The organism is Haemophilus sp. SZY H8 (assembly GCF_018829755.1).
In the GTDB taxonomy this organism is placed as follows: Bacteria; Pseudomonadota; Gammaproteobacteria; order Enterobacterales; family Pasteurellaceae; genus Haemophilus; species Haemophilus haemolyticus_K.
The window spans coordinates 173,119-194,296 of record NZ_JAHKJY010000002.1 but is presented as its reverse complement, the minus strand read 5'-3'; the positions used below and the strand labels follow the sequence as shown (position 1 = coordinate 194,296).

Annotated in this window: 19 protein-coding genes; 12 read left to right on the top strand and 7 right to left on the bottom strand. The window is 38.2% G+C overall.

Going from position 1 to position 21,178, the window contains the following annotated elements; genetic code table 11:
- The first annotated feature begins 62 nt into the window (after positions 1 to 62).
- The 3 genes from KKW16_RS03950 (at position 63) to purN (ending at position 4,435) form a co-directional block, all read left to right on the top strand.
- The gene (locus KKW16_RS03950; protein ID WP_048953911.1) at positions 63 to 2,285 is read left to right on the top strand and encodes a FepA family TonB-dependent siderophore receptor; all 2,223 of its coding nucleotides are present in this window, start codon (positions 63 to 65) and stop codon (positions 2,283 to 2,285) included.
- A 379-nt stretch (positions 2,286 to 2,664) separates the two neighbouring features.
- The gene (purM, locus tag KKW16_RS03945) at positions 2,665 to 3,702 is read left to right on the top strand and encodes a phosphoribosylformylglycinamidine cyclo-ligase (protein ID WP_048953910.1); all 1,038 of its coding nucleotides are present in this window, start codon (positions 2,665 to 2,667) and stop codon (positions 3,700 to 3,702) included.
- Positions 3,703 to 3,796: 94 nt separating this feature from the next.
- Positions 3,797 to 4,435: a phosphoribosylglycinamide formyltransferase gene (purN, locus tag KKW16_RS03940; RefSeq protein ID WP_065265324.1), complete on the top strand. Its 639-nt coding sequence runs from the start codon at positions 3,797 to 3,799 to the stop codon at positions 4,433 to 4,435.
- 32 nt (positions 4,436 to 4,467) lie between these two features.
- On the opposite strand, the gene cpdA is transcribed toward purN, so the two are convergent.
- Both cpdA and nudF read right to left on the bottom strand, forming a co-directional pair.
- Complete coding sequence (gene cpdA / locus KKW16_RS03935) at positions 4,468 to 5,292, bottom strand: 3',5'-cyclic-AMP phosphodiesterase (RefSeq protein ID WP_048953908.1); 825 nt, start codon at positions 5,290 to 5,292, stop codon at positions 4,468 to 4,470.
- A gap of 9 nt (positions 5,293 to 5,301) precedes the next feature.
- The gene (gene nudF, locus KKW16_RS03930) at positions 5,302 to 5,934 is read right to left on the bottom strand and encodes an ADP-ribose diphosphatase (protein WP_048953907.1); all 633 of its coding nucleotides are present in this window, start codon (positions 5,932 to 5,934) and stop codon (positions 5,302 to 5,304) included.
- Positions 5,935 to 6,310: 376 nt separating this feature from the next.
- Between nudF and acpP the strand changes: the two genes are divergently transcribed.
- The 5 genes from acpP to hflC all read left to right on the top strand — a co-directional run bounded on the left by acpP (position 6,311) and on the right by hflC (position 11,089).
- Entirely contained in the window at positions 6,311 to 6,541 is a 231-nt protein-coding gene (acpP, locus tag KKW16_RS03925; RefSeq protein ID WP_005627318.1) for an acyl carrier protein, read from the top strand.
- A 204-nt stretch (positions 6,542 to 6,745) separates the two neighbouring features.
- Positions 6,746 to 8,077, top strand: a complete 1,332-nt coding sequence (locus tag KKW16_RS03920) for an anaerobic C4-dicarboxylate transporter (RefSeq protein ID WP_048953953.1) — start codon at positions 6,746 to 6,748, stop codon at positions 8,075 to 8,077.
- Between the two features lie 60 nt (positions 8,078 to 8,137).
- Positions 8,138 to 8,845, top strand: coding sequence for a 4'-phosphopantetheinyl transferase family protein (locus tag KKW16_RS03915; RefSeq protein WP_215767930.1), 708 nt, complete (start codon positions 8,138 to 8,140; stop codon positions 8,843 to 8,845).
- Positions 8,846 to 8,966: 121 nt separating this feature from the next.
- Positions 8,967 to 10,202, top strand: a complete 1,236-nt coding sequence (hflK, locus tag KKW16_RS03910) for an FtsH protease activity modulator HflK (protein WP_165818740.1) — start codon at positions 8,967 to 8,969, stop codon at positions 10,200 to 10,202.
- On the top strand, positions 10,202 to 11,089 hold the full coding sequence (gene hflC, locus KKW16_RS03905; protein ID WP_005639909.1) for a protease modulator HflC: 888 nt from the start codon (positions 10,202 to 10,204) through the stop codon (positions 11,087 to 11,089). The genes hflK and hflC overlap by 1 nt, the downstream gene beginning before the upstream one ends.
- A gap of 43 nt (positions 11,090 to 11,132) precedes the next feature.
- On the opposite strand, the gene KKW16_RS03900 is transcribed toward hflC, so the two are convergent.
- The 5 genes from KKW16_RS03900 to KKW16_RS03880 all read right to left on the bottom strand — a co-directional run bounded on the left by KKW16_RS03900 (position 11,133) and on the right by KKW16_RS03880 (position 17,343).
- The gene (locus KKW16_RS03900; protein WP_111407583.1) at positions 11,133 to 11,567 is read right to left on the bottom strand and encodes a methyltransferase family protein; all 435 of its coding nucleotides are present in this window, start codon (positions 11,565 to 11,567) and stop codon (positions 11,133 to 11,135) included.
- Positions 11,568 to 11,630: 63 nt separating this feature from the next.
- Positions 11,631 to 13,094, bottom strand: coding sequence for an N-acetylglucosamine-specific PTS transporter subunit IIBC (nagE, locus tag KKW16_RS03895; protein ID WP_111407582.1), 1,464 nt, complete (start codon positions 13,092 to 13,094; stop codon positions 11,631 to 11,633).
- An 88-nt stretch (positions 13,095 to 13,182) separates the two neighbouring features.
- The gene (locus tag KKW16_RS03890; RefSeq protein WP_165818739.1) at positions 13,183 to 14,310 is read right to left on the bottom strand and encodes an N-acetylneuraminate epimerase; all 1,128 of its coding nucleotides are present in this window, start codon (positions 14,308 to 14,310) and stop codon (positions 13,183 to 13,185) included.
- 123 nt (positions 14,311 to 14,433) lie between these two features.
- On the bottom strand, positions 14,434 to 16,284 hold the full coding sequence (locus KKW16_RS03885; protein WP_048953901.1) for a TRAP transporter large permease subunit: 1,851 nt from the start codon (positions 16,282 to 16,284) through the stop codon (positions 14,434 to 14,436).
- Positions 16,285 to 16,356: 72 nt separating this feature from the next.
- Positions 16,357 to 17,343, bottom strand: a complete 987-nt coding sequence (locus KKW16_RS03880) for a sialic acid TRAP transporter substrate-binding protein SiaP (protein ID WP_080351572.1) — start codon at positions 17,341 to 17,343, stop codon at positions 16,357 to 16,359.
- A gap of 276 nt (positions 17,344 to 17,619) precedes the next feature.
- Here KKW16_RS03880 and KKW16_RS03875 point away from each other — a divergent pair, with 276 nt between their 5' ends.
- Genes KKW16_RS03875 through nanA form a run of 4 tightly spaced genes read left to right on the top strand, consistent with a single transcriptional unit; the run spans position 17,620 to position 21,001 of the window.
- Positions 17,620 to 18,306, top strand: a complete 687-nt coding sequence (locus tag KKW16_RS03875) for a putative N-acetylmannosamine-6-phosphate 2-epimerase (RefSeq protein WP_111407580.1) — start codon at positions 17,620 to 17,622, stop codon at positions 18,304 to 18,306.
- Between the two features lie 44 nt (positions 18,307 to 18,350).
- On the top strand, positions 18,351 to 19,253 hold the full coding sequence (locus tag KKW16_RS03870; RefSeq protein ID WP_111407579.1) for an N-acetylmannosamine kinase: 903 nt from the start codon (positions 18,351 to 18,353) through the stop codon (positions 19,251 to 19,253).
- A complete protein-coding gene (locus KKW16_RS03865) occupies positions 19,246 to 20,112 on the top strand; it encodes a MurR/RpiR family transcriptional regulator (protein ID WP_111407578.1) in 867 nt (288 codons plus the stop codon). Before KKW16_RS03870 ends, KKW16_RS03865 begins: the two co-directional genes overlap by 8 nt.
- A gap of 10 nt (positions 20,113 to 20,122) precedes the next feature.
- The gene (nanA, locus tag KKW16_RS03860) at positions 20,123 to 21,001 is read left to right on the top strand and encodes an N-acetylneuraminate lyase (protein ID WP_215767929.1); all 879 of its coding nucleotides are present in this window, start codon (positions 20,123 to 20,125) and stop codon (positions 20,999 to 21,001) included.
- Positions 21,002 to 21,178 lie beyond the last annotated feature (177 nt).

Sequence of the window (21,178 nt, the reverse complement as noted above, 5' to 3'; positions counted from 1 at the left end):
ACTTGACAGAAAATACAAAAAAAAACGATAATTTTTATCAATTATCTGCTTAAGGAAATAATATGAAAAAAACTAAATTTGCATTACTGCCTTTATCTGTTTTTATTGCAACTGTTAGCTATGCAAATCAGACCGAATCTTTAGATGAAATTAAAATTACTGCTGAGAATCAGGTAAAACAATCACTTGGTTCTTCTCTTGTTACTGCAAAAGATTTAGAGAAACGCCCTGCGACAAATGATGTTTCTGAAGTATTACGTACCATGCCTGGTGTGAATTTAACGGGTAATTCTTCCACCGGACAACGTGGTAATAAACGTCAAATTGATATTCGTGGTATGGGACCTGAAAATACATTGATTTTAGTGGACGGGAAACCTGTTACCTCTCGTAATGCAGAGCGTTATGGTGTACGTGGTGAACGTAATTCTCGTGGCGACAGCAACTGGGTGCCGGTTGAAGCGATTGAAAAAATTGAAGTATTACGTGGTCCTTCAGCAGCACGCTATGGCTCAGGTGCAATGGGTGGGGTAGTTAATATCATCACTAAACCTGTTACCAATGATTTACACGGTAGCTTAAGTTATTACACCAACCAACCAGAAGACAGCGATGAAGGCGCAACGAACCGTGTCGGTTTTAATCTAAGCGGAGCGTTAATTAAAGACGTATTGCAATTCCGTTTATATGGTAACTGGAATAAAACTCAAGCGGATGAAGTCGGTATTAATGGCAATCCTGCGATTGCTGGTCGTGAAGGTGTACGTAATAAAGACATTAATGGCCGTTTAGTGTGGAATATCAATGAGAAAAATAAATTAACCTTGGATTCTGGCTTTAGTCGCCAAGGTAATATTTATAACGGTGATACACAAAATAGTGCGACTGATCTTTACAATAGTATTAAAGCACCTTATACCAGACAACTTGCTAGCTCAAAGGCGGAAACTGCTCGTTTATACCGACAAAATTATGCGTTAACTTATGAAGGTAAGTTTGATCATTTTGATAACAAAACTTACATTGCATTTGATAAGACTAAAAATAGCCGATTACCTGAAGGATTAGCCGGTGGTCCAGAAGGAAGTTATACCAGCACTACAGGTTTTACTGACTCAATTTTAAAAAATACGCGTTTTAGTTCAGAATTCTATATTCCACTTACACTTGGTGTAGAACACATGGTTACCTTGGGATTTGAAGGTACACATAGCACCTTAGATGATAAGCAGTCAATGACACAAAATCTTGGAGAACAAGTGATTTTTGTGACGGATGCTAATGGGAAAAGAAACAGAATAGTAAAAAAAGACCCAACAGAATCATTCCCAGGTATTACAAAAAATCGCGGTGGTTATTCTAGCCAGACCGAATGGGCTATTTTCCTAGAAGATAATGTTTCGGTGACTGATAAGCTTATTTTAACACCTTCAGCTCGTTATGATCATAATAGTTATTCGGGATCGAATGTGAGTGGTGGGCTTAATTTCCTGTATGCTGTCACAGATAATGTGAATGTAAAAGGTGGAATTGCTAGAGCTTATAAAGCACCAAATCTTTATCAAACTAATCCAAACTACTTACTTTATACACGTGGTCAAGGTTGCCCAACCGCAGGTGATTATGCATGTTATTTCCAAGGTAATGAAGATTTGAAACCAGAAACTAGCTGGAATAAAGAGATTGGAGTGGAATACAATAAAGACGGTTATCTTGCATCTATTACATATTTCCGTAACGATTACCGTAACAAAATTGTGCCATCAGATAAGCTTATTGGTGTGACATCCAATAAAAATGAAGTATACCAATGGAGTAATGCGAATCGAGCACTTGTTGAAGGTCTAGAGGGAAATTTAACCTTACCATTAATCGAGAATAAATTATCTTGGGTTAATAACTTCACTTATATGCACAAAACCAAAAATAAAGATACGGGCAATCCGCTTTCTATTGTGCCGAAATATACGTTAAATTCTAGCTTGAGCTATCAGATTACAGCCGGTTTTGACGCAATGCTGACTTATACACAATATGGCAAACAAACTGGTCGTAAAGTAAAAGAGATTAGAATGGAAAATGCGGCAGCATTAGCTAACTCAACTGAAATCGGTAGTTATGCCGTTTGGGGGGTAAGTGCAGGCTATAACTGGAAAGATACGATTAGTGTGCGTATTGGTGTGAGCAACTTATTTGATAAACGTATTTATCGTAAAAATAATGGAGCAAGCACTTACAATGAGCAAGGTCGCGCTTATTATGCAACAGTAAAATATACTTTCTAAGTAAGAAAAAATGATTCAAGCCCTGTTTATGCAGGGCTTTTTTATGTGTAGCCAACTTAGATCACAAAAACGCAAAGAGATTTTGATTTAATACGCAAAATAAATAACAAATATTATCGAAGCCACAGCCAACGTGCTGGTGTGTCAACATTGCCTGAACCTGGTCGTGATATTCGCTTTAATGTAAATTATACATTCTAGATTAATTTTTCATTATTCAATACTCATAGCTATCTGCACCTCAAGAGCCTTAACTTAGGAAACTTTTGAGGTGCAGATTTTTTATTATTGAAGCATAAAAATTTTATCGCAAACGTTTGCTTAACCTGTTAAAATCAGTTTAGATTTTATTTCTCCAATATTTCAATAGGAAAAAATAGTGAGTAAACCATCATTAAGCTATAAAGATGCCGGTGTAGATATTAATGCTGGCAATACCTTGGTTGACCGAATTAAACCGGAAGTAAAACGCACAACGCGGCCAGAAGTTATTGGTGGATTAGGTGGGTTCGGTGCCCTATGTTCAATTCCAAGTAAATATAAAGAACCTATTTTAGTTTCTGGCACAGATGGAGTTGGTACGAAGTTGCGTTTAGCAATTGATTTAAAAAAACACGATACGATTGGTGTAGATTTAGTTGCTATGTGTGTGAATGATTTAGTTGTGCAAGGTGCCGAACCGCTGTTTTTCTTAGATTATTATGCCACGGGTAAACTTGAAGTAAATATAGCTACAGATGTAGTGAAAGGTATTGCAGATGGTTGTGTAGAGGCTGGTTGTGCTTTAGTGGGTGGTGAAACAGCTGAAATGCCTGGTATGTATCACGAAGGTGATTATGATTTGGCTGGCTTCTGCGTAGGTGTAGTGGAAAGATCTGAAATAATTGATGGTAGTCAAGTACGTCATGGAGATGCTTTAATTGCATTAGGCTCTAGTGGACCACATTCCAATGGGTATTCTTTGGTACGTAAAGTTATTGAGGTTGCAGATGTTAATCCAGCGACAGCGCTGCTTGAAGGAAAGCCATTGATTGAACATTTACTTGCTCCAACCAAAATCTATGTGAAATCAGTATTAGCTTTAGTTAAACAAGTCAATGTTCATGCTATTGCGCATTTAACTGGTGGAGGCTTTTGGGAAAATATTCCTCGTGTTTTGCCCAAAAATGCTAAAGCGGTCATCAGCGAAAAAAGTTGGCAATGGCCTGCAATCTTTAAATGGTTACAAGAAAATGGCAATATTGATACCTATGAAATGTACCGCACTTTTAATTGTGGTGTTGGAATGGTAATAGCTTTACCTCAAGATCAAATTGATACAGCATTGGCGATATTAAAACAAGCTGGTGAGGATGCGTGGTTAATTGGACACATAGAAGATGCTAAAGAAAATGATGAAAAGGTTGTGATCTTATAGCATATTATTATTCGGGTTTAGGGGCAGATTTTATATCTGCCCTTATGTTTTAGATATTAAAACTGAAACTTTATACTATTTTATCGATAATATTATGAAAAAAATCGCTGTTCTAATTTCTGGTCAAGGTAATAATTTACAAGCGATAATTGATGCTTGCCAAACACAGCAAATACCCGCGGAAATTGTTTGTGTTATAAGCAATAAAGCAAATATTTTTGGTTTAATTCGGGCTAAAAGTGCGGGTATTTTTTCACGTGTTTTTTTACGCAATAATTTTGAGAGCAATTTGGCAATGGATCAATCTATTGCTGATGAGTTGGATAAATTTGATGTTGATTTAATTGTGCTGGCTGGTTATATGAAAATCCTGACACCTGAGTTTATACAACGTTTTGAGGGAAAGATTATTAATATTCATCCTTCACTTTTACCTAAATATCCGGGCTTGAATACTTATCAAAAAGCTTTAGACGCAGGCGATAGAGAGCACGGTACGACAGTACATTTTGTCAATGAGGAAGTTGATAATGGTGCAATTATATTACAAGCCAAGGTGCCTATTTTTGATAATGATACGGTGGAAGTTATTGAAGCTCGTACTCGTGAACAGGAATATCGTATTTATCCGATCGTGGTGAAATGGTTTATGGAAAATCGTTTAAAGCTTCAAAATGGCGTGGCTTATTTGGATGATATTCCTTTACCAGAGCAAGGCTATGCAAATAATTAAAAACGACAGAGTTTATTCTGTCGTTTTATGTATTAGTAGCCTTCTTCTTGCATATTAGGTAAAAATTGAGCTTCTTGGATCCGCTTTACTTGAGTGTAAATTGAACCATTTTCATGTAGCTCAATTTCACGCCAACCAGGTTGTAGATTATCCAGTGTAAAATGATGGCTATCCGGTTTAAACTGGATACTTGTGGCAGGTGTTGCCATTACTTGGTAGCCATTCCAAAGAGCATTAACTTCTTGATGAATATGCCCATACAAAATACCTTTTACATTGCTAAATTTCCCAAGTACTTCTGCCAGTTCATGTGAATTGCGCAAGTTATGTTGATCAAGCCAAGCAGAATTTGTTGGTAATAAGTGGTGATGTAGAACTACCAACGTATAGCGATTAGGATGTTGTGCAAGTTTTTCTTCTAATAAATTTAATTGGTGTTGGCTGAGCTGACCATGAGGAACACCATAAACTTGACTATCCAATAATAATGCTTGCCAATATTTACCCAATAAAAGATGCTTTGCACTTTCTATTGGTGTTTTGTTTAGGTGTTCTACCATTTTAGGTTGAAAATCATGGTTACCTGGTATCCAAAAAATAGGTTTATTTAGAGGCGTCACCATTTCTACAAAACGGCGGTATCCCTCATCACTCCCATCTTGAACCAGATCACCAGTAGCAAGGATAATATCAAAAGTATTATTTTCTTGTTGGATTTCTTTTAATACTTGAGTAAAGCTTGCTTGTGTATTTACACCCAAAAGGGCAGTTTCTTTTTCTTTGAATAAATGCGGATCAGTAATTTGTAATAATTTTATGATAGATTTCTCTGTTTGATAGACAAAGGTATTTTTCATCGATGCCACCTAATTACGTAACCAACGTTTTTGTAATTGAGCATAATTTAATTGAAGCCACTGCAATCCAATGACCGCAATGCCGTTATCAATTTTCCCCTCGCACATCCATTGATACGCTTGCTCGCGCTTTACAACATGTACGCGAATGTCTTCATTCTCATCAGCCAAGCCGTGAATGCCTTTTGCTTGTGAGCTATCTACCTTTCCAACAAATAAATGAAGCCTTTCTACCGTGCCACCTGGGCTATCCCAAACACTTAAGCAATGAGTCAAATTTTTTACGGTTATTCCTGCTTCTTCTTTGCTTTCACGTAAAGCGACTTCCTCTGGTTTTTCATCTTTCTCCACCATGCCCGCAATTAATTCGAGCAACCAAGGTGAACGCATGCGTTCAGGGTGATAAGCTGCACCAATACGTACTTGTTCAACTAAAACGACAGAATCAGCTTTAGGATCATAGGCAATAACTGCAGAAGCAGCACCTTTAATGAGTAACTCTCGCGTGACAATCTCGCTTTCACCACCAGCAAATAGCTTATGTTTAAATTGAATTTGTTTTAGCGTGAAAAAGCCTTTATATAGCGTTTTTTCCGCCACAATTTCCATATCTTCTTGACTAAATTGTTGAATGTCAGACATCTTTTTCTCCAATACTTCTCTGGAGATAATACGCTTAAAAGATGATAAAAAAAATAGAACGGGCTTACTTTTTACTGAAAGTTTGAAGTGAGTCACAAAATATTATTAGGTATTGAGCAGAAAATATTCATTGATAATCACCTTTCCTGTTTTTAGTCGTTATCTAGAACAGCCAGTAAAATTCAGACTATAGAATGTGGTAAAGTGTGATAGATAGTGATAGAATCAGACGTGCTATGCAGCTTTTTTCTCGGTGTATGTTTTTTTATTGTCTATTTCGTGGTGCGACCAGCCTATAAAATAGTTGCAAGTTGATAAAAAATACATACACTAACCGCTCTTTTATGAGTTAAAACCAACAAAATAGGAAAAACAAATGAGTATTGAAGAACGCGTGAAAAAAATCATCGTTGAACAATTAGGTGTTAAAGAAGAAGATGTTAAATCTGAAGCTTCTTTCGTTGAAGATTTAGGTGCGGACTCTTTAGACACAGTTGAATTAGTAATGGCTTTAGAAGAAGAATTCGATATCGAAATTCCAGATGAAGAAGCTGAAAAAATCACAACTGTTCAATCTGCGATTGACTACGTGCAAAACAATCAATAATTTCAAGTTGGGCGACTTTTTAAGTCGCCTAATTTTTTTCAAAAATTTCTTTCTCAAATCACCGCACTTTTCTCTTATTCCTGCATTGTAAAATTGATCTGAATTACCTTTTAATAAAATTCTTGCTCTAAAATTTAAAAAAGATTTAGTTTTATGCCTCAAAAAGGGTATTATTTTTACAGTTTTTTTATTTTTGAGGTACTTATGCTTTATTTAGAATTTTTATTCCTATTATTAATGCTTTATATGGGAAGCCGTTACGGTGGTATCGGATTAGGTGTTGTGTCTGGTATCGGTCTTGCTATCGAAGTTTTCGTATTCCGTATGCCAGTAGGGAAAGCACCGATTGATGTAATGCTCATCATTCTTGCAGTAGTGACTTGTGCATCCGTACTTGAAGCTGCAGGCGGTTTGAAATTTATGTTACAAATTGCTGAACGCATTCTCCGTAAAAATCCAAAACGTGTAACGTTACTAGGCCCATTGGTCGTGTATTTATTAACATTTATGCTTGGTACTGGTCACTCAGTTTACACAATCATGCCAATCATCGGCGATGTTGCATTGAAAAATAAAATCCGTCCAGAGCGCCCAATGGCAGCGTCTTCGGTGGCATCTCAATTAGCAATCACATCTAGCCCACTCTCTGCAGCTGTTGTCTTCTATTTAGGTAAAATTACTGCAATGCCTGGTTTTGAGCATATTAGTTTGTTAGATATTATTTGTGTGACTGTTCCTGCGACTTTAGCGGGTACGATAGCGCTTTCTTTATATAGTATGCGTCGTGGTAAAGAGTTAGAACAAGATCCTGAATATCAACGTCGTTTACAAGATCCCGTATGGAGCGAACGTATTTTAAATACCACAAGCACAACATTGAATGAAGCCCTTCCACAAGGTGCTAAAAAATCAGTTTATTTGTTCTTATTAGCATTAGTTGTGATTGTTGCGATTGCGATGATTCCTGAAATTCGTACTATCGGTAGCGGAAAAGCAATTTCCATGTCGCTAATCATCCAAATGATGATGCTTTGCTTTGGTGGTGTGATTTTACTTGCAACGAAAACAAATCCTCAAATCGTGCCAAATGGCGTGGTATTTAAGTCTGGTATGGTGGCTGCTATTGCGATTTATGGTATTGCTTGGATGAGCGATACTTACTTCCAATATGCAATGCCAGAGTTTAAAGCCGCGATTACTGATATGGTTCAAGCTTATCCTTGGACATTTGCATTGGCATTATTTGCAGTTTCTGTCGTAATTAACAGCCAAGCAGCAACAGCTGTAATGTTATTACCAGTTGGTATTGGTTTAGGTATTCCAGCACCAATCTTGGTTGGTTTGATGCCAGCAACTTATGCCTATTTCTTCATCCCAAATTATCCATCAGACATTGCAACAGTAAACTTTGACGTAACGGGTACAACAAAAATTGGTAAATATTATTTTAACCACAGTTTCATGGTGCCAGGTTTAATTGGGGTTGTTGTTGCTTGCTTAGTCGGTGTTTCTGTGGCGGAATTAGTGATTCGCTAATTTACACATAAACTAAATCCTTTTAATATAAAAGCACCTTTGAATGGTGCTTTTATTTTTATGACAACCTACATCGCCTACGGCAATATAAATCAACCTTTTTCTTTGGAATCCTTACCCTATGCACTGATTCCAGAAAATCTATATCAAACTGAAACGGATAGCTCGCGTGTTTTTCAGCGTCATCAGTGTCGTCAGCTTGCTCACTTATTACTTTTCCAACTTCTAAAAATAGCAGGAAAATCTACCTCACTTTTATCTCAAATTCAACGTACCGAAAGTGGCAGACCTTATTTTATTGATGAGCGAATAGATTTTAATATTAGCCATTCTGGTGATTGGGTTGCAGTAATATTAGATATTAGAAATGAAGAAAAAAGTGCGGTGGGAATTGATATTGAATTTCCTAAAATAAGAAATTTTACGGCGTTGATGGAACATATTGCACCAAAAGAAGAAATTGATTGGTTTCATCATCAGCAGGATTCTTTGAAGGCTTTTTATCGTTGTTGGTGTTTGCGCGAAGCTGTATTGAAATCTCAAGGATTTGGGATCGTAAAATTATCCAATGTTCGTCATTTTCCTGAACAACAAAAAATTTTTTCAGATTATTGTCCGCAAGGCCAGTTGTCGTTTACTGATGAACTCCCTGTTTATTTAGCCGCTTTTGTCAATCATCAAGAAAAATTACCGCACTTTTATGAGTGGAGTGGTGAAAGTTTACAGATAAAAGAACTTCAAAAATGCGTTCTTTATGAGGTGAATTAATCAAGAAAATCCTTGTGTAAAATCAAGGATTTTTTATTGCCTAAAAAGCCTTGCATTTTCATAGACGCGCCCCATTTATTTAGCTAAACTCTTAACAATTTTTTGACAAATGGAGAATGAAATGTCACAGAACGGTTCAGATCGCGATCCTTGGAGTAAACCAGGGCAAAACAACGACCAACAGCCGGGAAATTCATCCAATAATAATGGATGGAATAACAATCAAAATCGTGGGAATCAAGAACAATCTCCGCCAGATATTGAGGAGATTTTTAATAACCTTCTCAGAAAATTAGGTGGTGGAAATAAAAAGAGCGGTCAAAATAATGGTAGTTTTCAAAACAGTACGCCATTTAATTTTGGAAAAGTGGTGCCGCTTGCTGTGGCGATTGGTGCGATTATTTGGGGCGTAAGTGGTTTCTACACTATTAAAGAGGCTGAGCGTGGTGTGGTGCTTCGTTTTGGTGAATTGCATTCTATTGTTCAACCTGGTTTGAACTGGAAACCAACATTTGTAGATAAAGTATTGCCGGTGAATGTAGAGCAAGTTAAAGAACTTCGCACACAGGGTTCAATGCTGACTAAAGATGAAAATATGGTTCGTGTAGAAATGACTGTGCAATATCGAGTGCAAGATCCTGCTAAATATCGTTTTAGTGTGACGAATGCGGATGATAGTTTAGGTCAAGCGACTGACAGTGCATTGCGTTATGTGATCGGCCATATGTCAATGAATGATATTTTAACAACAGGCCGTGCGGTTGTTCGTGAAGATACGTGGAAAGCATTAAATGACATTATCAAATCCTATGATATGGGACTTGAGGTTATTGATGTGAACTTCCAATCTGCGCGCCCACCTGAAGAAGTAAAAGATGCGTTTGATGATGCGATTAAAGCTCAGGAAGATGAACAACGTTTTATTCGTGAAGCGGAAGCCTATGCCCGAGAGAAAGAGCCGATTGCGCGTGGTGATGCACAACGTATTATTGAAGAAGCGACAGCTTATAAAGATCGTATTGTGTTAGATGCTCGAGGCGAAGTGGAACGTTTGCAGCGTTTATTGCCTGAATTTAAAGCTGCGCCAGATTTACTGCGTGAGCGTTTATATATTCAAACCATGGAAAAAGTCATGGCAAATACGCCAAAAGTGATGCTTGATGGCAATAATGGTAACAATTTAACTGTGTTACCCTTAGAACAAATTATGGGTAAAAAAGTATCAGCTAAAGCGCCAGCCGTAACAGAAAGAGCGGTAGAATCTGCGCCTGTTTTATCTCAGCCAGAGCGCATTAATCATTCTTCAAGCCAACTACCAAGCACTGTTGAGCCGATTCGCCAAGGGAGATTTAACTAATGCGTAAATTTTTATTACCAGCTATTTTTGTCATTGCGGCAGTGGTGTATTCCAGTGTCGTGGTCGTGACGGAAGGTACACGCGGTATTATGTTGCGATTCAACAAAGTACAACGTGATGCAGATAACAAAGTGGTTGTCTATGAACCAGGCTTACATTTTAAAGTGCCTTTGATTGATAGCATTAAAGTTTTAGATGCGCGTATTCGCACCTTAGATGGATCAGCAACACGTTTTGTTACTGTTGAGAAAAAAGACTTGCTAGTAGATTCTTATGTGAAATGGAAGATTAGTGATTTTGGTCGATTCTACACATCTACTGGTGGTGGCGATTATACTCAAGCTTCAAGCTTGTTAAGCCGTAAAGTAAATGACCGTTTGCGTTCTGAAATTGGTACAAGAACCATTAAAGATATCGTTTCTGGTACGCGTGGTGAATTAATGGAAGGGGCAAAAAAAGCTTTAAATTCAGGGCAAGATAGTACGGCGGAATTGGGTATTGAAGTAATTGATGTACGTGTAAAACAAATTAATTTACCGGACGAAGTATCTTCTTCAATTTATCAACGAATGCGTGCAGAACGTGATGCAGTCGCGCGTGAACACCGTTCTCAAGGTAAAGAAAAAGCAGCATTTATCCAAGCAGATGTAGATCGTAAAGTGACCTTGATTCTTGCTAATGCAAATAAAACTGCACAAGAATTACGAGGCTCAGGCGATGCAGCGGCGGCAAAATTATATTCAGATGCTTTTGCTCAAGAACCACAATTCTTTACTTTTGTACGTAGCTTAAAAGCCTATGAAGCAAGTTTTGCAAACTCTGACAATATGATGATTTTAAAACCAGATAGTGATTTCTTCCGCTTTATGCAAGCTCCGAAGAAATAGATTTAAAATTGATAAAAACACCTTCCTTGTGAAGGTGTTTTTTTTATAGCCAGCGTCTTACTTTTTGTTTGTAACGACGATATTCATCGCCAAATTTACTTTCCAAATAGGTTTCTTCTCGGGCTATTTGAAAGCGATTCATAACTAGTATAAAGGCAAGCACGCCTAACCAAGCTAAACTATTACCCAACCAAAGAGACCAAGCAATTAACATTAACAGCAAGCTTAAATACATTGGATTACGGCTAAATTGAAATATGCCTGTAGAAACTAATTGTGTTGTGTGTTTAAAGTCATGAGGATTAATGGTCGTTTTGCGGATAAAAAATTGAAGCACACTGCCTCCAGCAATCAAAAATGAAAGCGTAATGACAAAGGCAATAACTGCAAAATAGACAGAATAACTCGCTACTTTTGGCAAAAAATACATTACAGTGCCAATTAATAAACAGAGTAGTGGTGGTGGAATAAATAACATCGCTAAATCTCATTAATAAAAATGCCGCCTAGTGATAGACGGCATGTAAAGTGCGGTCAAAATTTATTTTAATTTTGCTTTAATTGCTTCTGCTACAAGTTCAGCTTCAGGCCCTAAAATGACTTGCAATCCATCATTGCCTAATTTTACATTACCTTTTGAACCAAGCGCTTTAAGTTGATCTTCATTAATATTGTGATGGTCAACTAAAGTTAAGCGTAAACGAGTGATGCAAGCATCCACAGTTTTGAAGTTTTCTGAACCACCTAAAGCAGCGATAAATTTCACCGCTCTTTCTTCGCGAGATTGGTTACTTTGTGTTGGGGCTGCAGCTGTTTCTGCTTTATCTTCACGTCCTAGCGTTTTGAGATTAAAGGTATTAATTGCAAAACGGAACACAAAATAATAGATAGCAAAGAATACAATACCTTGTACAAGTAACATATACCAGCTAACGGCAAGTGGGTTGCGGCTAGAAAGTACCATATCCACTAAACCAGCACTAAAGCCGAAGCCAGCAATCCAGTGCATTGTGGCTGCAATGAATACAGAGATACCCGTTAATAATGCATGCAATACATAAAGTATCGGTGCAACGAACATGAATGAGAATTCAAGCGGTTCGGTGATCCCTGTAAAGAAAGAAGCTAGTGCACCCGCAAGCATAATTGAGGCCACTTGTACTTTTTGATTTGGTTTTGCGCAGTGATAAATCGCAAGAGCAGCACCTGGTAAACCAAACATCATCACTGGGAAGAAACCAGCTTGATACATACCAGTTACCCCTACAGTTGCAGTGCCTTCGGCAATGGATTTAGCACCGCCTAAGAAGTTTGGAATATCATTGATACCTGCTACGTCAAACCAGAATACAGAGTTTAAGGCATGGTGTAAGCCAACAGGAATTAATAAGCGGTTGAAGAAACCGTAGATCCCCGCACCGACTGCACCTAAATCTTTGATGGATTCACCAAATGAAACGAGCGCGTTAAAAATATGCGGCCAAATATAGAGTAAGGCAAATGATACAGCGATCATCACGAAAGAAACCAAAATTGGGACGAGGCGTTTTCCGCTAAAGAACGAAAGTGCCTTTGGTAATTCAACTTGATAGAAACGGTTGTAAAGTTCAGCTGAAATCACACCAATTAAAATCCCGATAAATTGGTTATTGATTTTTTTGAATGCGGCAGGCACTTCACTAATATCAATGTGTTGTAATTGTGCTACACCTGCAGGGGAAAGTAGGGTGGTTACTACATAGAAACCAACAAGGCCTGAAAGTGCGGCGGAACCGTGTTTGTCTTTTGCAAGACCAAACGCGACGCCCACAGCGAAGAGTAAGCCCATGTTATCAATAATTGCTGCACCAGATTTAATTAATAATGCTGCTAATTGACTGTTTGCCCCCCAACCATCTGGGTCGATCCAATAGCCAATACCCATTAATAATGCCGCAGCAGGTAAGGCTGCCACAGGCACCATTAAGGCTTGACCGATTTTTTGTGCGTAACTAAGTACACTCATATAATCTCCTTAATTTTTATATTTTGATGAAATCAAAAGGCTTGAGCCCATTCTTTGCCTCAAGCCTTATACATTATTCTATGCCAAATTATTCAACGGTCAATTTTTTACCATCGTAGCTAATGGCTTTAACGCTGGTTAACGCTTTACCACCGTCAGTTTCACCACCGATGAGCAATACTTTATTGTTGTAAGACACAGAGAAACCATAGCCAATATTCATTGGTAATTCACCAACGATACTCCATTTACCATTATTTAAAGTATAAACTTCGTTATGCCATGTTTTGGTTAAACCTTTATGCGCATGGAGTTTGCCTTCCTTGAATTGTTTAATTGAACCAGGGAAGTTTGCGCCACCAGTCACTAAATAATGGCCATGGCTATATCCTGCGAGTGCGCCAGCTAAACCATCTTGTGATTTACCTTTTGGCGCAGGTAAGTCAGGTAAGTTTTTCCATTGCACACCTTTAGCAGTGAATTTGCCTTGGTGAGTTTCTGCGGTGCGAAGGCCAGGTTTCACTTCACCATTGACAACCACTAAGTCATTACCTTGAATGGTGAATGCCGCACCTGCACGACCAGAGAATGGAATACGACCTTCATTGCGCCATTTATTGGTTGATGGTTCATAGCTCAATAATTCTGTTGTGAAGAAATAATCTTCTGGACGTTGATCGAAATAAGCTGCTGCGATTTCATCTTTTTTCGCTTTATCTTCACCCGCTGCCACGGTGTCTTGGAAGAAACCATTAAATATAGAGAGGTTAGAACCACCTAAAATATAAACTTTATCACCGTGAGATGCGCTGCTTGAACCGACTAAACCACGCGGAGAGCGAGTAGGAAGTTTCACCCAAGTATTATCAGCTGGATTGTAGCTGTAAGCATCATTAACAAGTTGAAGTTCGCCCTTTTCATTTTTTTGCAAACCACCGAATACATAAAGTTTTCCATCTACGGCTGCTGCAACAGGTTGATTACGTTCACCACCAGGGAATGCTGCAATTTCTTTCCATTGTGCAGCAGGATCTTTTAAGTCTAAAGAATAGAATTTATTGCCACCCGAACCTAAGCCTACATATACGGTATCACCGATGAGTGCGCCAGTTCCGCTTTTGATGCCTACTGGTAAATCTGGATAGACTTGTGCGTTAGCTGAAAATGCAACAGTTGCAAAAAGTGCGGCGCATAATGCTGTTTTTGTCAATTTCATAATAAACCTCATTTATTAAGTTATGTTTATGGTTTGCTATTCATAAAACCGCATTGAATAGGATTTATTTTATAAAAAAAGTGCGGTTATAAAAGCCTTGCTTTTTTTAACCGCACTTTAGTGTTAAGACATCAATAGATTTGGCACAAAAGTAATGATTTGTGGGAAAATCGTAATTAATACTAATGTTAAGAATATCGGTATTAAGAACGGCAATACACCTTTTGTTACAGTGGATACTGACATATTACCCACACGCGCCACCACAAAGAGAGCCATACCCATTGGTGGTGTTAAGATACCGATCATCATATTCAATGTAGTCATTACACCGAAGAATACTAAGTCGATATTAAATTGCATTGCGATTGGAATTAACATTGGTAACACTAAGAATTGCAATGCTAATGCATCAATGAACATACCCAAGAAGAGCAAGAGGGCATTGATCATGACTAATACCATAAGTGGAGAATCAGCTACGGCAACGAATATATCTGCTATACGCATTGCAACTTGTTCACGTGCGATCATATCTCCGAAGAAGGTCACGGTCATAATCATTAATGCAACCACACCAGTAATTGCCATAGCTTCAATGCAGCTATTAAAGAGCATTTTCATTGTTAATTCTTTATAAACGAATTTACCAATGATGACGGAGTAAGTTGCAGCAACAACGGCAGATTCTGTTGGGCTAAATAAGCCAGAGAAGATACCACCGATGATGAGTAATGGGGTTAAAATTGCCCAGAACGCTCTTTTGAATGATGTGCAAAGTTCTTCACGAGTTGCTTTTGGTGTTCTTGGATAACCACGTTTTTTAGATACGTAGTAGTTCATGATCATCAAGGCAATCGTTACAAGTACGCCTGGTACAAAACCTGCAACGAAGAGTTTCGCAATAGATTCGTTGGCAATTACACCGTAAATAATCATGGCGATACTTGGTGGAACTAATGGACCGATGATACAAGATGCTGCAGTGATACCACCACAAATATCATCATCATAGCCTGCATCGCGCATAGCCTTGATTTCTAACTGACCTAAGCCACCCGCATCAGCAAGTGCAGAACCTGACATACCTGAGAACAATAAACTTGCGCCAATATTTACATGCCCCATACCACCAGTGTAGTGACCGAGTAAGGCTTTTGCGAAGTTAAAGATACGTTCTGTGATACCGCCAGTATTCATTAAAATACCCGTTAGAATATAGAACGGCACAGCAAGTAATGAGAAACTATCTAAACTCATGGTCAGTTTTTCAGCCGCTGCGTTTACTACGTTCCATCTGGTCATTGAGAAATAAAGTAATGTGGTAATAAATAATGACCAACCTACTGGCACACCGAGGAACATAATAACCAGCCAGAATATTAGGGCAACGTATACAGAGTTAGAACCAAATTTCACATATTCTGTGATGCGCAATACTTTGTACCACTCTGGGAACGTAAATAAAATGCCTAATAAAATGACCGCACTTATAATGAAGAACGTCGCCGGTAAATAGCTTTTATCTTCTTTAAAATTGTCTGCTTGAGCTTGGAAGAAGCGCACTAACATTAGGATAGAAATGATCGGCAGAGAAGCATAAATCCATTTCTCTGAAATTCCGCCTAATGCGTCAATAGGGAAATCTGCACCAAGGAACGTTTTAATACCAAAATGGATAAAGAAAATAATGCCAAGGAAAATCATTAACTGTACAAAAGAGTTTGTTACTTTTTTGACAGAAGCAGGCATTAAATTGGTTAAGAAGTCGATGTAAACGTGTTCTTGTTTGCGGATAGCCACACTAATACCGAGCATACCTACATATACAAACAATAATTTAGCGAGTTCCTCACTCCAAATTAATGGTGATTGGAAAGCTTGGCGGAATAGGATTTGAGCAACAAGAATACCGAAGATGGCAAGGAATAGCGCACCGCCAATCCATTCTTCAAGTTTGTTAAAAAATTTCATACTTCACTCCGAGAGATTGTGGAGAACGAAAATGAGTACGCCAACCAAATTGTTGGCGCATATAATAGGGGATTATTTAATCGCTTGGATTTCTTTTAATGCTTTTTCACCTTTCTCACCAGTTTGTTTCACAAACTCAGCATAGAATGGTTTCATCGCATCTTTGAATGGCGCTAAATCTGGATGGGTTACTTTTACACCTTGTTTTTCAAAGAATTTCACCAAATCTTTTTCGCCATCTACGAATAATTTAGTGTGGTATTTTGCTGCATTTTCAGCGGCGTCTTTGACTACTTTTTGAAGATCTTCCGGTAATTCTTTATAAGTTTCGTTACTCACTAAATAAAGTTGGTCATTCAAGATGTGGTTAGTCATCGCTAAGAATTTTTGCACTTCATAGAATTTTTGTGCTTGTACGGTCGCTAATGGGTTTTCTTGACCATCGACAGAGTTAGTTTGAAGTGCAAGATATACCTCAGAGAATGCCATAGGTGTTGGCGATGCACCTACATATTTTGCGTATGCTAAGTTAGTTGCGGCATTGGGTACACGAAGTTTTAAACCTTTCATATCCGCAATGCTATTGATTGCTCTATTTGAAGTTGTTTGGCGAGTCCCATTATAGGCCTGAGAAAGTAGCGTGATGCCAAGCTCTTTATTCATTTTTTGAACTAAATCTTTACCAAATGCGGTTTCTTGTAATGCTTTTTGTGCAACGTTGTAGTCGGTGATGACATATGGTAACGCGAACACTGCTGCTTCAGGATAGAATAATTGGAAACGAGCTGATTCAGCAAAAGTGAAGTCAAGAGAACCGTCTTTTAATTGTTTTAACATTGCACGGTCGTCACCAAGTTGTGAACTCGGATAAAGTGAAACTTCAATTTTACCATGTGATTTTTCTTTTACTTCTTTCGCAAACATTTCAGCTGCTTTGTACTCATTAGATGAAGTACCTGCATTCATACCAAATTTTAAGTCATAATCTGCGGCAAAAACGGCTGAAGAAACGCCTAATGTGATAGCAGTTGCAAGGAAAAGTTTAGTAAATTTCATAATGTTCGCTCCTGTGTGAACCTATGTTGATATAAGCCATAATTGGCTTGGATTGAAAGTGAATGCTCGATGTTTTAGACATCAAAAAAACGACTCGGGCGCTATTCTAAAGTAAAAAAATACTTTTTGAACTGCTCTTTGAAGTTTTATTTCAAAATTGAGAGGTAGATCACATTGGCAAAAAAATACTTCAAAAAAAATTTTAAAATGGAGTTATGTTTTTATATAATGCTGAGCACTGACGAAAATGCAGGCTCAGTTATATTTAGGAGTGATATTATGTCGAAATTATCTCATCAAGATGTGCTTTCTCAAATTCAATACGGTCTCATTGCTTCTTGCCAACCCGTTGATGATGGTCCAATGGATAAACCTGAAATTGTTTCTGCCATGGCTCAAGCTTCCGTTGCTGGTGGCGCATCAGGTTTACGTATTGAAGGTGTAGATAACCTTAAAGCGACACGTCCTTTCGTAAACATTCCAATTATCGGTATTGTAAAACGTGACTTACCTGATAGTCCGATTCGTATTACGCCATTTCTGCAAGATATTGAAGATCTTGCCAATGCAGGGGCAGATATTATTGCGGTAGATGGCACTAGCCGCCCTCGTCCAGTTGATATTGAAAGTGCGGTGAAAAAAATCCATGAAATGGGCTGCTTGGCTATGGCAGATTGCTCTAATTTAGAAGAAGGCTTGTATTGTCAAAAACTCGGTTTTGATATTGTGGGGAGCACAATGTCCGGTTATACAGGTGGTCCAGTTCCCGAAGAGCCTGATTATCAATTAGTGAAAGATTTAAAAGCAGCGGGTTGTTTTGTGATGGCAGAAGGTCGCTATAACACGCCTAAATTGGCAAAAGTGGCCATTGAAATTGGCGCAGATTGCGTCACTGTTGGTTCAGCACTAACTCGCCTTGAGCATATCGTGAGTTGGTTTGCTAATTCTGTGAAATCTGCAAGATAGTCGTAAGACGTGTGAGAAAATACTTCATACTATAAGGATAAGTTATGCGTTGTTTAGCTCTAGACATTGGCGGTACAAAAATCGCGGCGGCTATCGTAAAAAATGGCGAAGTTGAACAACGCCAACAAATTCATACACCGCGTGAAAATGTGGTAGAAGGAATGCATCAAGTATTAGAACAACTTCTTACTCATTATGCAGGGCAATTTGATTATGTGGCGGTGGCTTCAACCGGTATTATAAATGATGGTGTTTTAACCGCACTTAATCCTAAAAATTTAGGTGGTTTGAATCAATTTCCACTAAAAGAAAGTATTGCTAAACACACGGATAAACCAATTGGCTTATTAAATGATGCGCAAGCCGCAACCTATGCGGAATACCAACTCCAAGATTCAGAAAAAGTATCAAACTTTGTTTTTATTACTGTTTCTACTGGCGTGGGTGGTGGTGTCATATTAAACCAACAATTACAAACTGGTCCAAAGGGAATCGCAGGACATATCGGGCATACATTAGCGGATCCAAATGGTCCAATGTGCGGTTGTGGTCGTCGTGGTTGTGTAGAAGCCGTTGCTGCAGGGCGTGCAATTGAAGCAGTGTCTTCCCAATGGTACGATCCTTGTGAGCCAAGAGAAGTTTTTGAACGTTTTAGAAAAAATGATGAAAAAGCTACCGCACTTATAGAGCGTTCAGCCAAAGCCATTGCCAATTTAGTGGCGGATTTAGTGATTGGATTGGATGTGCAAAAAGTTGTTATAGGTGGTAGTGTCGGGTTGGCTGAAGGTTATTTACCATTAGTCAAACGTTTCTTACAGGATATGCCTGCTGTATATAGCTGTGACATTGAATCTGCTAAATTTGGTCAAGATGCAGGATTAGTCGGCGCAGCTTATTGGGTGAAAGATGTTCTGCTTGATAAACCAAAAGGAACAATTTATGGCTAAATTCGGAAATGTGTTAAATACCATTAGTTCGCTTTACCATAGTCTAACCAAGTCAGAGAAAAAAATTGCTGATACGATTTTACGTTCGCCTGATTTAGTGTCTCAATGCCCCCTTTCTGAAATTGCTAAGCATTTGGAAGTTGGAGAAGCTACGCTCGTCCGTTTTTGTCGAACTATTGGTTTTAAAGGCTTTAGCGATTTTAAATTAGAACTTTCCATTGAGCTTGCCACGAAAGATAACAATGATGAAACAGTGCTCGAAACAGAAATTATGCCGAGCGATGATTCTTTAACGATTGCACAAAAGTTGCAAGCGGCAGTTTCTAATGTAATGGAAGAAACGGTTAATTTATTAGATTTGAAACAGCTTGAACAAGTGGTTAAAGCTATTAAAAAAGCACGTTGTATCTTTTTATTCGGCGTGGGATCATCTGGTGTGACCGCTGAAGATGCAAAAAATAAATTGATGCGTATCGGTTTCCAAGTGGATGCAACAGGCAATAATCATTTTATGTATATGCAGGCGGCATTACTTACGCCTTCTGATGTGGCAATTGGTTTAAGCCATTCAGGATATTCCGCCGAAACGGCGCATACACTCAAAATTGCTAAACAAAATGGTGCAACGACAGTGGCATTAACTCACAGTTTGCGTTCCCCCGTTACAGAATATGCTGATTATGTTTTGGTAAATGGTAATAAACAAGGGAAGCTACAAGGTGACTCTATTGGTACCAAAATTGCACAGCTTTTTGTATTAGATTTAATTTATGCTTTGTTAGTGCAGGGCGAAGAAGAACTTGCAGCTCAGACCAAGCAAAAAACTCTTAATGTGATTCTTGAACAACGTATAAAATAGGAGAAAACTTATGCGTGATTTAAAAGGTATTTTCAGTGCATTATTAGTGTCATTTTATGAAGATGGCACAATTAATGAAAAAGGTTTACGTCAAATTATCCGCCACAATATCGACAAAATGAAAGTTGATGGTTTATATGTGGGTGGTTCAACAGGCGAAAACTTTATGCTTTCAACTGAAGAGAAAAAAGAAATCTTCCGTATTGCAAAAGATGAAGCAAAAGATCAAATCGCGCTAATTGCTCAAGTGGGTAGCGTAAACTTAAAAGAAGCAGTTGAATTAGGTAAATATGCAACAGAATTAGGCTACGATAGCTTATCTGCAGTTACTCCGTTCTACTATAAATTTAGTTTCCCTGAAATCAAACATTATTACGACACCATTATTGCAGAAACAGGCAATAATATGATCGTGTATTCTATTCCGTTCTTAACTGGCGTGAATATGGGAATTGAACAATTTGGTGAACTTTACAAAAACCCGAAAGTATTAGGGGTAAAATTCACAGCTGGTGACTTCTATTTATTAGAACGTTTGAAAAAAGCTTATCCAAACCACTTAATTTGGGCTGGTTTCGATGAAATGATGTTACCTGCGGCCGCACTTGGTGTGGATGGTGCAATCGGTTCAACTTTCAACGTAAACGGCGTTCGTGCTCGTCAAATTTTTGAATTGACCAAAGCGGGTAAATTAGCCGAAGCGTTAGAAATTCAACATGTAACCAACGATTTAATCGAAGGCATTTTAGCGAATGGTTTATATTTAACCATCAAAGAATTGCTTAAATTAGAAGGTGTGGATGCGGGTTATTGCCGTGAGCCAATGACAGCAAAAGCAACGGATGCTCAGCTTGCTAAAGCAAAAGAGTTGAAAGCGAAATTTTTATAATTAATGGAATATCGTGAGAACCTAGGGGATTGATTTCCCCAGGTTACTCATAATTTATCCCTCTTGGGGTAGCAATTCTCGTTTCCTGCTTCTCAGTTTTTCTATTTCGTAGTGGGGAACCATTATGTTTAACCGTTGGTTTGTTTATCTACGGTATTGAAAATAAAGGAAGTATAG

Bases quoted from the DNA above. Each gene is read 5' to 3' on its own strand.
- KKW16_RS03950 (WP_048953911.1), top strand. From the start codon at position 63: ATGAAAAAAACTAAATTTGCATTACTGCCTTTATCTGTTTTTATTGCA.
- purN (WP_065265324.1), top strand. From the start codon at position 3,797: ATGAAAAAAATCGCTGTTCTAATTTCTGGTCAAGGTAATAATTTACAA.
- cpdA (WP_048953908.1), bottom strand. From the start codon at position 5,292: ATGAAAAATACCTTTGTCTATCAAACAGAGAAATCTATCATAAAATTA.
- nudF (WP_048953907.1), bottom strand. From the start codon at position 5,934: ATGTCTGACATTCAACAATTTAGTCAAGAAGATATGGAAATTGTGGCG.
- acpP (WP_005627318.1), top strand. From the start codon at position 6,311: ATGAGTATTGAAGAACGCGTGAAAAAAATCATCGTTGAACAATTAGGT.
- KKW16_RS03920 (WP_048953953.1), top strand. From the start codon at position 6,746: ATGCTTTATTTAGAATTTTTATTCCTATTATTAATGCTTTATATGGGA.
- KKW16_RS03915 (WP_215767930.1), top strand. From the start codon at position 8,138: ATGACAACCTACATCGCCTACGGCAATATAAATCAACCTTTTTCTTTG.
- hflK (WP_165818740.1), top strand. From the start codon at position 8,967: ATGTCACAGAACGGTTCAGATCGCGATCCTTGGAGTAAACCAGGGCAA.
- hflC (WP_005639909.1), top strand. From the start codon at position 10,202: ATGCGTAAATTTTTATTACCAGCTATTTTTGTCATTGCGGCAGTGGTG.
- KKW16_RS03900 (WP_111407583.1), bottom strand. From the start codon at position 11,567: ATGTTATTTATTCCACCACCACTACTCTGTTTATTAATTGGCACTGTA.
- nagE (WP_111407582.1), bottom strand. From the start codon at position 13,094: ATGAGTGTACTTAGTTACGCACAAAAAATCGGTCAAGCCTTAATGGTG.
- KKW16_RS03890 (WP_165818739.1), bottom strand. From the start codon at position 14,310: ATGAAATTGACAAAAACAGCATTATGCGCCGCACTTTTTGCAACTGTT.
- KKW16_RS03885 (WP_048953901.1), bottom strand. From the start codon at position 16,284: ATGAAATTTTTTAACAAACTTGAAGAATGGATTGGCGGTGCGCTATTC.
- KKW16_RS03875 (WP_111407580.1), top strand. From the start codon at position 17,620: ATGTCGAAATTATCTCATCAAGATGTGCTTTCTCAAATTCAATACGGT.
- KKW16_RS03870 (WP_111407579.1), top strand. From the start codon at position 18,351: ATGCGTTGTTTAGCTCTAGACATTGGCGGTACAAAAATCGCGGCGGCT.
- KKW16_RS03865 (WP_111407578.1), top strand. From the start codon at position 19,246: ATGGCTAAATTCGGAAATGTGTTAAATACCATTAGTTCGCTTTACCAT.
- nanA (WP_215767929.1), top strand. From the start codon at position 20,123: ATGCGTGATTTAAAAGGTATTTTCAGTGCATTATTAGTGTCATTTTAT.